General features: G+C 73.5%; 12 protein-coding genes. 3 read left to right on the top strand and 9 right to left on the bottom strand.

The genetic code is table 11. From position 1 onward, the window contains the following. Positions 1-70: 70 nt before the first annotated feature. The 7 genes from AC4F3Q_RS10490 to AC4F3Q_RS10460 are packed head-to-tail and all read right to left on the bottom strand — an operon-like array spanning position 71 to position 8,258. Positions 71-1,318, bottom strand: a complete 1,248-nt coding sequence (locus AC4F3Q_RS10490; RefSeq protein ID WP_491039911.1) for a hypothetical protein — start codon at positions 1,316-1,318, stop codon at positions 71-73. A 13-nt stretch (positions 1,319-1,331) separates the two neighbouring features. Further along, positions 1,332-2,483: a glycosyltransferase family 2 protein gene (locus AC4F3Q_RS10485; RefSeq protein WP_491039910.1), complete on the bottom strand. Its 1,152-nt coding sequence runs from the start codon at positions 2,481-2,483 to the stop codon at positions 1,332-1,334. Beyond that, positions 2,473-4,287, bottom strand: coding sequence for an ABC transporter ATP-binding protein (locus tag AC4F3Q_RS10480; RefSeq protein WP_491039909.1), 1,815 nt, complete (start codon positions 4,285-4,287; stop codon positions 2,473-2,475). The genes AC4F3Q_RS10485 and AC4F3Q_RS10480 overlap by 11 nt, the downstream gene beginning before the upstream one ends. Next, the gene (locus tag AC4F3Q_RS10475) at positions 4,284-5,558 is read right to left on the bottom strand and encodes a glycosyltransferase (RefSeq protein WP_491039908.1); all 1,275 of its coding nucleotides are present in this window, start codon (positions 5,556-5,558) and stop codon (positions 4,284-4,286) included. Before AC4F3Q_RS10475 ends, AC4F3Q_RS10480 begins: the two co-directional genes overlap by 4 nt. Beyond that, on the bottom strand, positions 5,555-6,544 hold the full coding sequence (locus AC4F3Q_RS10470; protein WP_168447772.1) for a Gfo/Idh/MocA family protein: 990 nt from the start codon (positions 6,542-6,544) through the stop codon (positions 5,555-5,557). Before AC4F3Q_RS10470 ends, AC4F3Q_RS10475 begins: the two co-directional genes overlap by 4 nt. Next, complete coding sequence (locus AC4F3Q_RS10465; protein ID WP_491039907.1) at positions 6,544-7,662, bottom strand: DegT/DnrJ/EryC1/StrS family aminotransferase; 1,119 nt, start codon at positions 7,660-7,662, stop codon at positions 6,544-6,546. The genes AC4F3Q_RS10470 and AC4F3Q_RS10465 overlap by 1 nt, the downstream gene beginning before the upstream one ends. After that, entirely contained in the window at positions 7,659-8,258 is a 600-nt protein-coding gene (locus AC4F3Q_RS10460; protein WP_168447770.1) for an acyltransferase, read from the bottom strand. Before AC4F3Q_RS10460 ends, AC4F3Q_RS10465 begins: the two co-directional genes overlap by 4 nt. A gap of 163 nt (positions 8,259-8,421) precedes the next feature. Between AC4F3Q_RS10460 and AC4F3Q_RS10455 the strand changes: the two genes are divergently transcribed. The 3 genes from AC4F3Q_RS10455 (at position 8,422) to AC4F3Q_RS10445 (ending at position 11,074) form a co-directional block, all read left to right on the top strand. After that, on the top strand, positions 8,422-9,099 hold the full coding sequence (locus tag AC4F3Q_RS10455; protein ID WP_491039906.1) for a glycosyltransferase family 2 protein: 678 nt from the start codon (positions 8,422-8,424) through the stop codon (positions 9,097-9,099). Positions 9,100-9,105: 6 nt separating this feature from the next. Next, positions 9,106-9,519 (top strand): DUF2304 domain-containing protein, encoded by a 414-nt coding sequence (locus tag AC4F3Q_RS10450; RefSeq protein ID WP_168447768.1) that lies wholly within the window; start codon positions 9,106-9,108, stop codon positions 9,517-9,519. 166 nt (positions 9,520-9,685) lie between these two features. Then, the gene (locus AC4F3Q_RS10445; protein ID WP_491039905.1) at positions 9,686-11,074 is read left to right on the top strand and encodes an LCP family protein; all 1,389 of its coding nucleotides are present in this window, start codon (positions 9,686-9,688) and stop codon (positions 11,072-11,074) included. Between the two features lie 42 nt (positions 11,075-11,116). Here the strand turns inward: AC4F3Q_RS10445 and purE are convergent, their stop codons facing one another. Both purE and AC4F3Q_RS10435 read right to left on the bottom strand, forming a co-directional pair. Further along, positions 11,117-11,650 (bottom strand): 5-(carboxyamino)imidazole ribonucleotide mutase, encoded by a 534-nt coding sequence (gene purE / locus AC4F3Q_RS10440; RefSeq protein ID WP_491039904.1) that lies wholly within the window; start codon positions 11,648-11,650, stop codon positions 11,117-11,119. A gap of 35 nt (positions 11,651-11,685) precedes the next feature. Then, complete coding sequence (locus AC4F3Q_RS10435; RefSeq protein ID WP_491039903.1) at positions 11,686-12,888, bottom strand: 5-(carboxyamino)imidazole ribonucleotide synthase; 1,203 nt, start codon at positions 12,886-12,888, stop codon at positions 11,686-11,688. Positions 12,889-12,938: the final 50 nt, after the last annotated feature.

Raw genomic sequence — 12,938 nt, 5'->3', positions numbered from 1 at the left:
CATCCTCCCAGGTGCGCAGGGCACGACGCGCACACGCGCGAGGCGCCGACGGAACCAGGCAGACGCCGCGTCAGCGCTCGCCGGCGTCGGGCTCCGCCGCCTCGACGCCGAGGAACGGCGCGAGCACGCGAGCCGACTCCGCGCCGTCGTGCAGGACGCGGACGAGCTCGGGGCCCTGCCGCGCCGCCCGCTCCCCCGCGCCCGCACGGTCGTCGAGGAGCGCCGTGAACACGTCCTCGAGAGTGTCCGGGGTTCCCTCGAGGATCGGCAGGTCGAGCCCGCACGCAGCCCGGACCACGTCGCGAGACTGCTGCGTCACGTGCGACACCACCACCCGACCGGCAGCCATCGCCTCGCACGCCGCGACGCCGTAGCTGCCGAGGGCGAACTGGTCGAGCACGACGTCCGCGTCCCGGTAGAGCGCCGGCATCTGCGCCGACGTGACCCCTTCGACGCGGCGATACGTGATCCAGCCGCGCCGGTCCAGCTCCGTGAGCACAGGCTCGACGAGCTCGGTTCCCTTGAGCCGCGACGCCGACGGCGCGTGCACCACGAGCGGCACCTCCCGCTCGAGCGGCGGCGCCTGCGTGCGCCACACCTCCAGGTCGACGACGACCGGCAGCCACGTCGCCTCCGGCTGGTCGAGCAGCAGGTCAGGTGTCGAGACGAACGTCTGGATGCCCGCCGCGCGCAGCTCGACGAGCGCTGCCTCAGCCGCGCGGGTCTGCCGCTCGAGATGCCCGACGAGCTCCCACTCAGGGTCGCCGAACGGCGACCACGGCGTCGCACCCGCAAGGTGGCGCGACGGCACGCGGATGTCGGAGCCGTGGCACAGCATCGCGACACACGCCCCGTGCACCGCGAGCGCGCGCGCCTCCGCATACGCACCGTTGCGCTGGCTCGGGGTCGCCATGAGCGTGCCGAACAGCGCACGCTGCGCCTCGACCACGACGTGCGTGAACCGTTCGACGTACGCCTTCTGCCGACGCTGCCAGCGGCGCGACGACCCGTACACCGCGATCGGCACCGGGTAGTCAGACGTGAAGCCGAAGCCGCCGGGACGCTCGGCCGCCATGCTGATCGCGCCGACCCCTGGCAACCGCTCAGCCGCGCGCGCCCACGCATAACCCTGGCCCGCATAGTTGGCCGGACCGAGGTACAGGCGCACCGGCGTCGCGGGGACGGGCGGGGTCGGCGGCACGTCCCGCGGGCTGAACGGCAGGAGGCTCGGCGCCACCCGGTGCAGCACCGGCTCGGGGATGCGGCGCACGACGGCGCCCGCGAGGCGCGAGACGGGGGCGGGGATCTTGGGAGTCACAGCAGGGTCCTTGTCACCACGGCATCCGGTAGCGCACGTACCGGCGCAGCGTGCTCTCGGGGTCGAGGACGTCGGGCAGGTCGCGCGGCAGGAGGGTCGCGACGCGGCCCGCCCTCGCGCGGCGGCGGGCGGCTGCGGCGAACGCGTCGGCGAGCGCGCCGTCGTCGGCATCCTCGGCGCGGCCGACCGGCCCGCTGCCCGTGAGCACGTCGAGCGCGTCCCGGTCGCCGCGCGCGAACGCGTGCAGCGCAGCAGGTGAGAGGTCGAGCCAGGCGCGCGCCGCGCCGCGCAGGACGGACGCGTCGCCGTCTCGCCAGTCCTCGCGGCGCGGACGCCGCGACAGCGCGCCGAGCACGTGGATGCGCAGCACCTTGACCGCGAGCGCGCGACGCTCCGACCGCCGCATGCGGTCGGCGAGCCCACCCTCGCGCAGGACGCGCACGAGCAGGTCGTCGAGAGCAGCGAGCTCGTCGGCGACCGGCCGGACCACCTCGGTCACGCGGTCGTCCGCGCCACCACCGACGACGTACGCCGGGCCTGACGGCACCATGTCGATGCGAGCACCCGAGAACCACAGCGGTACGGAGAACGCGAGGTCCTCCCCCGTCGCGAGCCCTTCCGTGAAGCGCAGCCCGAGCCGGTCGACGGTCGCGCGGCGCAGCAGGCCGAGCGGAGCGGAGCGGTACGCGAGGCGGTCGGCGACCGGGTCGAGGGGCGTCGCAGCACGCCTGCCCGGGCGCCCGGTGCCCGCGCGCACGAGCGGGTTGCGCAACGGCTTCCCGTCCGGCCCGCGCAGCGGAGCGAGCACGACGTCCGACCCACGCTCCCGCGCGACGTCGAACCACGCACGCACCGCGCCGGGCTCGAGCACGTCGTCAGATCCGAGGACCGCGACGAAGGCAGCCGACGTGTTGTCGAGGCCTTGGTTGAACGGGCCCGCCGGGCTGCGGACATGGTCCTGGTAGCCGAGGAGCCGCACGCGGTCGCGCTCGGCGGGGTCGAGGTCGAGGCGCTCCTCGATCGTCGTGACACCCACGTCGTGGCACACGACGGTCACGCGCACGAGGTCCTCCGAGCCCGCGAGCGCGCTGCGCACGGCACGCTCGACGGGCCGCGTCGGGGAGTGCACCGCAATCACGACGTCGACAGCGTGGTCAGCCCTCATCGTCGTCCCCCTCCACCCGCTCAGCATCGTCGACGAGACCCGCGAGCGCGGCCTGCACCTGAAAGTCGGGCACCTGGGCGACGAGCTCGTCGAACGTGCCGCGCGCTGCAATTGTCCCGTCCGCCATGAAGCAGACCTGGTCCGAGTGCCGGATCGTCGAGAGCCGGTGCGCGACCGAGATCAAGGTGACCTGCCCGCGCAGCCCCGCGATCGCCGCCGCGACGCTCGCCTCCGTCTGCGTGTCGAGCGCGCTCGTCGCCTCGTCGAGGACGAGCACGAGCGGGTCCGAGTAGAGGGCGCGCGCGATGCCGAGCCGCTGCCGCTGCCCGCCCGAGAGCGCCATGCCGCGGTCGCCGATGCGCGCGTCGAGGCCGCCGTCGCGCGCGTCGACGACGTCGAGCAGCTGCGCACGAGCGAGGCAGTCCCGCACGCGGTCGCGGTCGATGTCGTCCGTCCACGTGAGCGCGACGTTCTGCGCGACCGTCCCGTCGAACAGCGACACGTCCTGCGGCACGTAGCCGACCCGCGACCGCCACGCGCCGAGCACGTCCTCGAGCCGCTGACCGTCGACGTCGATCGTGCCCTCCGACGGCACGAGCAGGCCGAGCAGGATGTCGACGAGGGTCGACTTGCCGGCGCCCGAGACGCCCACGAGCGCGAGCGACGAGCCCATCGGCAGGTCGAGGTCGACGTCGCGCACCGCCGGCTCGGCACCGCCCGGGTACGTGAACGCGACGCCGCGCAGCCGCAGGTGCTCCGGCTCCCGCGCGAGCGGCTCGCGACCCGTCTCCTCGGCGCGGCGCAGGTAGCCCTCCGCCGCCTCGATGTCCGTGATGACGGCCTCGACGTTGGGGATGTTCGCGGCCGTCGTCGCGATGACAGCCTGGAAGCTCGTGATCGCCGGGACCATGCGGAACCCCGCCACGCCGAACATCGCGAGCGCCGCGAACGCCTGCTCCGGCCCGTCCATGAGGTACGCCGCCCCGCCCACGAGGACGAACCCGCCGACGATCGCGGACTCGATCACGTACCGCGGCACGGCCGACAGGAACGACAGGTTCGCACGCGCCCGGACCGTGTGACGACGGTTGCTGCGCACGACGTCGGCAACCTCCCCCGCCTTGTCCCGCAGCGTGATCTCCTTGAGCGCCCCGACCATCTCCGTCATGAGCCGCGCGACCTTGAACGAGTAGTCACGGTTGACGAGCCCCGCCTGGATCGAGCGGCGCGACACGAACGCATACATCACCGCGCCGACGAAACCCAGGTACACGAGCGTGATCGCAGCGGTGACGGGCTGCGCGACGACGAGCACGACGAGCACCGAGCCGAACGTCGCGGCGAGCGCCGGCAAGCCTGCGACAGGCAGCAGGAACCCCGCGGTCGCGTTCGCGATGCCGACGTCCGCGAGCCGCACGAGCTGCGACGTCGAGCGGGACAACCGGTCCGTCCACGGAGCGCGGATGTACGCGTCGAAGAGCCGGTCGCCGATCTCGAGCTCGTAGGTCGCGAAGCGACGCGTCGCGACCCACTGCAGCGTGACCGCGAGCACCCCCTTGACCACGATGAGGCCCGAGACGACGCCGATCACGGCGACGTTGCCGACCTCGCCGAGGAGCGGGAGCGACGCGCTCCCGCCCGAGCCCGTGAGCATCGGCGTGAGTGCGAGCGCCAGCAGGCCCAGCGCCGCGACGTCGAGCAGCGACAAGCACGCGCTCGCGACCATGTACCAGACCAGGAACCGGCGCGCGCGGCCCGGCAGGAGCGGCATCAGCCGCGCCCACGTGCGCCAGATGACCTTCACGGCGTGCCGTCCCCGTCCTGCCTCGTCCTTGCGGCCGTGGCCGCACCGTCGCGCCATCGTCGCACGTGGGCGGCGACAGCCTCACCCACGCGAGCGATGCTCGCGTTGTCCCGCGCCCAGGCGGCCAGCCGCTCGCTCTGGGCGGCCCGCGCGGCGGCGTCGGCCTGCAGCACCGCGACCATCGCGTCCGCCACCGCAGCGACGTCGTGGTCGACGGCGTGGCCCAGGTCGTTCTCCCGGACGATCGGCACCGCAGGCCCCGGGCCCGCGAACACGACAGGAGTGCCGCACGCAGCCGCGGCGAACGTCTTCGTGGGCAGCGCCATGTCGTAGCCGACGCCGGGGCGCACGCTCACGAGCGCGCCGCTCGCCGCGCCCAGCCACGCCGCAGCCTCGGCCGCCGGGACGAGCCTGCGCACGTGCACCGCCCCCGGTGCCAGCTCGGCGCCGAGCGCCGCGAGATCGTCCCAGTCGCTCCCCTGCCCCAGTATCACGAGCTCCGCGTCCGGCACAGCAGCACGGACAGCGGGCATCGCGCGCACGAACACGTCCGCGCCCTGCCAGGCGGACGTCGTGCCCGCGTAGACGAGGAACCGCCCGGGCGCCTCGTCCGGGCGGGGCAGCCCCGGCCGGAACACGTCCGTGTCCACGCCGTTGCGCACGACGACGACCTCGGGCCGGCGCCGCGCCGCCGCGCGCGGACGACGCTCGACGAGCGCCTCGACCCGCTCGGCCACCTCGGGCGACACCGCGACGACACCGACCGCGCCCCGCATGGCCCACCCCTCGACCGCCGCGAGCACGCGCGAGACGAGCCCCGGCGTCGTGCCGTCGCCCGCCGTCGCGTCCGACCACACGTCCGCCGCGTAGTAGACGTACGGCAGCCGTCGCAGCGCGCACGCGACGCGCACGACCGCGCCCGTCGTGGGCGGCGGCTCGCACACGACGACGTCCGGGCGAAGCTCGGCGAGCAGGCGGACGAGGGCCGGGACGTCAAAGCTGAGGTACGGCAGGTACCCGCGCACGTATCCCGTGCGGTCACGCACGACGGGCGCACGGTCCACCTCGACCCGCGCCTCGCGCAGGTCCTCGTCGACCGCGGCGGCCGCAACGCGCAGGTCACGCCGCGCCGTCGTGGTCAGGACCGTCACCCGGGCGCCGATGCGCCCGAGGGCGCGGGCGAGCGCCTCGAGCCGGAACGACGCCGCAGCGGGCTCGGGCGCGAAGATGCGGGTGACGAGGGCGACCCGCAGGCGAGACGCCGCCGTCACAGGCGGACGGTCTCCTGCGTGACGGCCGAGCGCTCGATCGCCTCGGCGACCCGCAGCGTAGCGAGCCCCTCGGCCATCGACACCGTGCGGTTCTCGAGGCCGAGGACCGCGTCGCGGAACGCCTCCGCCTCCGCGCGCAGCGGCTCGCGCTTGCCGATCGCGTACCGGATGACGTCACCCTCGGTCACGCCGCGGAAGTTCGCCATCGAGTCCCACTCGGTCTGGACGGTGCCGTTCTCGTGGAACGTCACGTCCGCGGTCGACGTGTCGGCGACGAGCGTGCCCCGCTCGCCCGCGACGATCGTCACGCGCTCCTTCATCGGGGACAGCCAGTTGACCGTGTGGTTGACGTTGATGCCGCCCGCGAGGCGGCCGGTGACGAGCACCATGTCCTCGTGCTCGCGGCCCGAGCGGAACGCCGTCTGCGCGGCCACCGACTCGTAGCTGCTCTGCGCGACCCACGCCGTGAGGTCGATGTCGTGCGTCGCGAGGTCCTTGATGACGCCGACGTCGGAGATGCGCGCCGGGAACGGCCCCTGGCGGCGCGTCGAGATCTGGTACACCTCGCCGAGCTGGCCGTCCGCGATGCGACGGCGCACCTCCTGGATCGCCGGGTTAAAGCGCTCGATGTGACCGACGGCGCCGACGAGGCCCGCAGCGTCGAACGCGGCGACGAGCCGCGCACCTGCGTCCGTGTCGACCGCGATCGGCTTCTCGACGAGCGTGTGCACGCCCGCGGCGGCGAGCGTGAGCGCGACCTGCTCGTGGAACTTCGTCGGCACCGCGACGACCGCCATGTCGATCCCTGCAGCGATCAGCGCCTCGACGTCGGGCAGCACGTCGAGCGCGCCCGCGACCCGGTACGGGTCACCCGCCGGGTCGGCGACGGCGACGACGTCGACGCCGTCGATCTCACGCAGGACACGCACGTGGTGGCGACCCATCGCCCCCAGCCCGATGACCCCGGCCCGCAGCGCGGCAGCCATCACGCACCCGCCTTCACGACAGCGGCGACGGCCGAGACGATGCGCTCGAGGTCGGCCTGCGTCAGCGACGGGTGGACGGGCAGCGACACGACCTCGCGTGCCGCGCGCTCGGTCTCCGGGAGGTCGAGGCCCGGCGCGTACTTCTCCAGGCTCGCGAGGCGGTGGTTCGGGATCGGGTAGTACACGCCCGAGCCGACGTTGTGCTCGGCCTTGAGCGCCGCGACGAACGCGTCCCGCTCGGCGCTCGACGCGCCGTCGAGGCGGATCGTGTACTGGTGGTAGACGTGCTCGGCCCCCTCGCGCACCGGCGGCGGGACCACACCGGCGACGTCCGCGAGCCCAGCGTCGAGGAACGCTGCGTTGGCGCGGCGCTGCTCGGTCCACGCGCCGACCTTCGTCAGCTGCACGCGGCCGATCGCGGCGTGGATGTCGGTCATGCGCGTGTTGAAGCCGATGACCTCGTTCGCGTACTGCTTCTCCATGCCCTGGTTGCGCAGGAGACGCACCTGGCGGGCGACGTCGTCGGTCGCGCACGAGACCATGCCGCCCTCGCCCGACGTCATGTTCTTCGTCGGGTACAGGCTGAACATCGCGAACGTGCCGAACGTGCCGACCTTCTGGCCGCCCAGGCTCGCACCGTGCGCCTGCGCAGCGTCCTCGAAGAGCTGCAGGCCGCGCTCGGCGGCGAGCTCCTGGAAGGCGGGCGCGTCGAACGGGTGGCCGTAGAGGTGCACCGGCATGATGGCGCGCGTGCGCTCGGTGATCGCAGCGGCGGCGGCCTCAGGCGACAGGTTGAACGTGTCGGGCTCGATGTCGACGAACACCGGCGTCGCACCCGTGAGCGCGACCGAGTTGCCGGTCGCGGCGAACGTGAACGACGGCACGATGACCTCGTCGCCCGGACCGATCCCCGCAGCGAGCAGACCGAGGTGAAGACCGGACGTGCCCGAGCTGACCGCGACGCAGCGGCGGCCGGCGACCATCTGGTCGGCGAACTCCTGCTCGAACGCCGCGACCTCAGGCCCCTGGGCGACCATGCCCGAGCGCATCACACGGTCGACCGCAGCACGCTCCTCGTCACCGATGATCGGCTTGGCTGGTGCGATGAACTCGGTCATGCGTTCTCCACCTCTCGGAGGGTTCCGTTGTCAGTCTCTTCGTAGCGCTGGCCGGTCGCCGGGCAGCGCCAGCCGTCGCCGTCGGCCACGAGCGGCTCGCCCGCGCGTCCGACCCAGCCCACACGACGCGCGGGGACGCCGACCATCAGGGCGTGCGCCGGCACGTCCTTCGTCACGACCGCGCCCGCGGCGACCGTCGCCCACGCGCCGACCGTCACGGGCGCGACGCACACGGCGCGCGCACCGATCGACGCGCCCTGCCCGATCGTGACCCCGACCGCGTGCCAGTCGGACGCGTCCTTGAGGGACCCGTCCGGGTTGATCGCGCGGGGGTACGTGTCGTTCGTCAGCACCGCAGCCGGCCCGACGAACACGCCGTCCGCGAGGGACGCAGGCTCGTAGACGAGCGCGTAGTTCTGGATCTTGCAGTGGGCGCCCACCTGGACGCCGGTGCCGATGTAGGCGCCACGGCCCACGATGCAGCCCTCGCCGAGGACGACCTGCTCGCGCACCTGCGCGAGGTGCCAGACGGACGAGCCGTCTCCGATCGTGGCGTCCGGGGAGACGTCGGCAGTCTCCGCGATGCGCACACCCATGCTGTTTCTCCGTCTGTCGTCGCGAGCGCAGGAGCGGACCTGCGGGGCGGGCCCGGGCCCGCACAGCCTGCGGCGCGCCTCGCCACCGACCTCGGCCAGAGTACCGCCCTGCACCGTGGCGGATGGGACGATCGTCACCTGTCCGGGTGCAAGAATGGCCGTCATGCCCACCCCCCGGATCAGCGACGCGTGGCTCGTGGTCCCCTTGTTCAACGAGGCGAGCGTGATCGGGGACGTCGTGCGCGGGGCACGCGAACGCTTCGAGCACGTCGTGTGCGTCGACGACGGGTCGACGGACGGGTCCGGCGGCGCCGCGCGCGCGGCAGGTGCGCGCGTCCTGCGTCACCCGATCAACCTGGGCCAGGGTGCGTCGCTGCAGACGGGCCTCGACTACGCCGTCAGCGCGGGCGCCACGTATGTCGTGACGTTCGACGCGGACGGTCAGCACCGCGTGGACGACGCCGTCGCGATGGTCGAGCGGGCCCGGCACGAGGGTCTCGCGATCGTCTTCGGGTCGCGCTTCCTCGACGACCGCACGGATGCGGGGCTGCTCAAGAAGATCGTGCTCAAGGTCGCCGTGTGGTTCACCAACCAGTCGACAGGGCTGCGGCTGACCGACGCCCACAACGGCTTGCGCGTCATCCGCGCGGACGCGGCGCGGGGCGTCCACCTGCGCCAGGACCGCATGGCCCACGCGAGCGAGATCGTCCTGCACCTCGGCCGCACCGGCCTGCCATGGCGGGAGCACCCGGTGCACGTCCTGTACACGGACTACTCGCGCGGCAAGGGTCAGTCGCTGCTCAACTCGGTCAACATCCTCGTCGACCTCGTCTTCCGGTAGGCCACCATGTGGATCCAGCTCATCCTTCTCGCCGCGATCGTCGGCGTCGCCCTGGTCCTGAACCGTTCGACGGCGGACGCGCGGCACCAGGCGATCCGCCGGCTCCTGCTGATGCTCTTCGTGGCGGGGGCGGCGGCGTCGGTGCTCTTCCCGCAGATCCTCACCCGGGTCGCGAACCTCATCGGCGTCGGCCGTGGTGCGGACCTGCTGCTCTACGCGCTCGTGATCGCGTTCCTCAGCTTCATGGCGACGACGTTCCGACGGATGAACCAGCTGCAGTCACGCATCACGGTGCTCGCCCGCGAGCTCACGCTCGCCCAGGCGCGTGCGGAGGACGCCGAGACGCGCGGAGTCGTCGCCCCGGGGCAGGACGCGCAGGCCGAGGACGACGAGGACACCAGCGCGGGGCCGGTCGGCTGACGCGACCGCCGCCCGGGGCCATCTCCACAACAACTCCACCCGATCGGTGCCCGCGGTGCCCGCCTCCTCCGAGGGGCTTCCTTAGGATCTTTCTCGTGACGTGCACCACCGACTCTTACCCTCTGCCCGCTCGCAACCCCCGGGTGGCGACGAGCGGGGTGCGCGCATGAACGACGAGACGCGCCGCATGCCGTCCGCGGGCGGTCAGCCGCCGCCCAGCTTCACACCCCAGAACACGCCGACGGGACGCCCGCGCTCGACGCAGGACGCGGTCCCGGTCGGCGGTGACCATGCGCCCGTCTCGCACGTCCCCTCGCGCCCGACGACGCGTCGTCCCGCGGGCGAGCAGCGCCCGCCCTCGTCCGTGCCCCCGGCCCGCACCGGTTCGCCCGCTGCGCGGCCACCGTCGGCTCGTCCCGCCCGCGTCAGCTCGTCACCGCACGGCGCCGTCCGGCCGGCGCGCGCGACCGCGTCCACGTCGGCCGGACCCGGCGGGCCCGGCGGGCCCGCGGGGCGCGGCGACGCCGCTGGGCCTGGCGGTGGACCCCGGCCGCCACGGAGGCGTCTGCGCCGGCGACGCATCGTCGCGCTCGCCCTCGCGCTCCTGCTCGTCCTCATGATCGCGTGGCCGGTGGGCCTCGTGATGTGGGCAGGCTCGAAGATCGACCACGTCGCCGCACTCTCCGGCGCGAGCGGCACCCCCGGTACGACGTACCTCCTCGCGGGCTCGGACGCGCGCGACGACGGCGCGATCGCAGCCGACGGCACCGAGGGCGCCCGCACCGACACGATCATGCTGCTCCACGTCCCTGAGTCGGGCCCCACAGCGCTCGTCAGCCTCCCGCGCGACGCGTACACGGAGATCCCCGGCCGCGGCCCTGCGAAGCTCAACGCCGCGTACGCGTGGGGCGGCCCCGAGCTGCTCGTCGCGTCCGTCGAGAACCTCACCGGCCTGACGGTCGATCACTACGTCGAGGTCGGCCTCGGCGGGGTGAAGGACCTCGTGGACGCGGTCGACGGCGTCGAGCTGTGCCTCGACTACGACGTCGACGACAAGAAGTCCAAGCTCAAGTGGAAGGCCGGCTGCCACACGGTCAAGGGCAAGAAGGCGCTCGCTTTCGTCCGCATGCGCTACTCCGACCCGAAGGGCGACATCGGCCGCGCCGAGCGACAGCGTCAGCTCATCTCGGCCGTGACGAAGAAGGCTGCGAACGCGGGGACGCTCGTCAACCCCGGCAAGCAGGTCTCGCTCATCGACTCGGGCCTCGGCGCGATCCGTGCGAGCGACGGCACGGGGATCATGAACCTCGGTCAGCTCGCGCTCGCGTTCCGCGCCGCGTCGGGCGAGGGCGGCATCACGGGCACCCCGCCCATCGAGTCGCTCGACTACCGTCCCGGCGGCGTCGGCTCCACGGTCCTGCTCGCACCCGACAAGGCCCCCGCGTTCTTCAAGGGCATCCTCGCCGGGACGCTCGAGCCCGGCCGCTACGACGCCGACGGGCTCGTCAAGGAGAAGTCCACGTCCGACGAGAAGAAGTCCAGCGACTCGAAGTGACCGGGCCGGCGGACCCGCGCCGCCGACGTCGCTCCCCTCCGGTCACTCCTCCTCGCTGACCCCCGCGGCGTACGCCTCGCGCAGCCGCTGCCCCTTCTCCTGGGCGACGTCCCGCAGCTCCTCCTGGAACCCGCGCAGGCGTGCGCGCAGCACCTCCGCGTCCTTGCCCTCGCCCGCCGCGAGGATGCGCGCCGCGAGCAGCCCCGCGTTGCGCGCTCCCCCGATCGACACGGTCGCGACCGGGACGCCTGCGGGCATCTGGACGATCGACAGGAGCGAGTCCATCCCGTCGAGGTACTTCAGCGGGACAGGCACCCCCACGACCGGGAGCTCGGTCACGGCGGCGAGCATGCCCGGCAGGTGGGCGGCGCCGCCTGCTCCGGCGATGATCACACGCAGGCCCCGCGCCGACGCGTCACGGCCATAGTCGATCATCTCGGTCGGCATGCGGTGCGCCGAGACGACGTCCACCTCGACGGGGATGTCCAGCTCGGCGAGCGCGTCGGCAGCCGCGCGCATGACCGGCCAGTCCGAGTCCGAGCCCATGACGATGCCGACAACCGGTGCTGCGCTCATTGCTGTGTCTCCTCGATCTCGGTCGGTGCGCGCGGTCACTCGCCGCGCAGGATCGCCGCGGCCGCGAGGGCCCGACGCCGCACGTCCGCGAGGTCGTCCCCGCTGACGTTCACGTGCCCCAGCTTGCGGCCGGGGCGCACGTCCTTGCCGTACAGGTTCACGCGCGCGCCCGGGTCCGCGGCGAGCACCGCAGGCAGCGCGTCCGCGAGCTCCGCGTGCGCCGAGCCGAGGACGTTCGCCATGACCGTCCACCGCGCACGCGGTGACGTGTCCCCGAGCGGCAGGTCGAGCACCGCGCGCAGGTGCTGCTCGAACTGGCTCGTCACGGCGCCGTCGATCGTCCAGTGGCCTGAGTTGTGTGGCCGCATCGCGAGCTCGTTGACGAGCACGCGGCCGTCGACCTCGAACATCTCGACCGCGAGGACGCCCGTGACGTCGAGGCCCTCGGCGATCGTCAGCGCGATCGTTCGCGCCTCGTGCGCGAGCGCGTCGGCGAGGTCGGGCGCGGGCGCGACGACCTCCGCGCACACGCCGTCACGCTGGACGGACTCGACGACCGGATAGGTGACCGCGTCGCCCGACGGGCGGCGTGCGACGACGACCGCGAGCTCGCGCGTGAACGGCACCTTCTCCTCGACGAGGAGCGCAGGACCGCCCGCGGCGACGCCGTCGAACCAGTCCGCGGCCTCCTCGGCCGAGGACACGAGCCGCACACCCTTGCCGTCGTAGCCGCCGCGCGACGTCTTGAGCACGGCCTGGCCGGCCGCGTCGGCGTGCTCGGCGAGGAAGGCCGCGAGGGCGACAGAAGCGTCCTCCGGGTCTCGCGGGAGCGCGGCCCACGCGGGGCACGGGACGCCGAGCGCCGTGAGGCGCTCGCGCATGACGATCTTGTCCTGGGCGTGCACGAGGGCGTGCGCGCCCGGGTGCACCGGGACACCGGCCTCGACGGTCTCGGCGAGGATCTCGCCGGGCACGTGCTCGTGCTCGAACGTCAGGACGTCGGCGCGTGCACGCCCGAGAGGTGCGTCCCACCCGTCGACGCTCGTGCCCGCGACGAGCGCACGCACCGCTGCGGCGTCGGACGCTGCGCCCACGGGGGTGTCCGCGAGCACCTGTCCGGCTGACGCGCCGGGCGCCTCGACGAGGACACGCAGGTGCACGCCCAGCTCCCCGGCGGCAGGCGCCATCATCCGGGCCAGCTGGCCCCCACCCACGACTGCGACGACCGGTGTGCTCACGGGAACCCAGGGTAGACGACGGCCCGTCGCACCACCGGGGCGTCCGCAGT

This window comes from Flavimobilis sp. BM9 (assembly GCF_058313055.1).
This window is presented reverse-complemented; position numbering and strand designations above follow the sequence as displayed.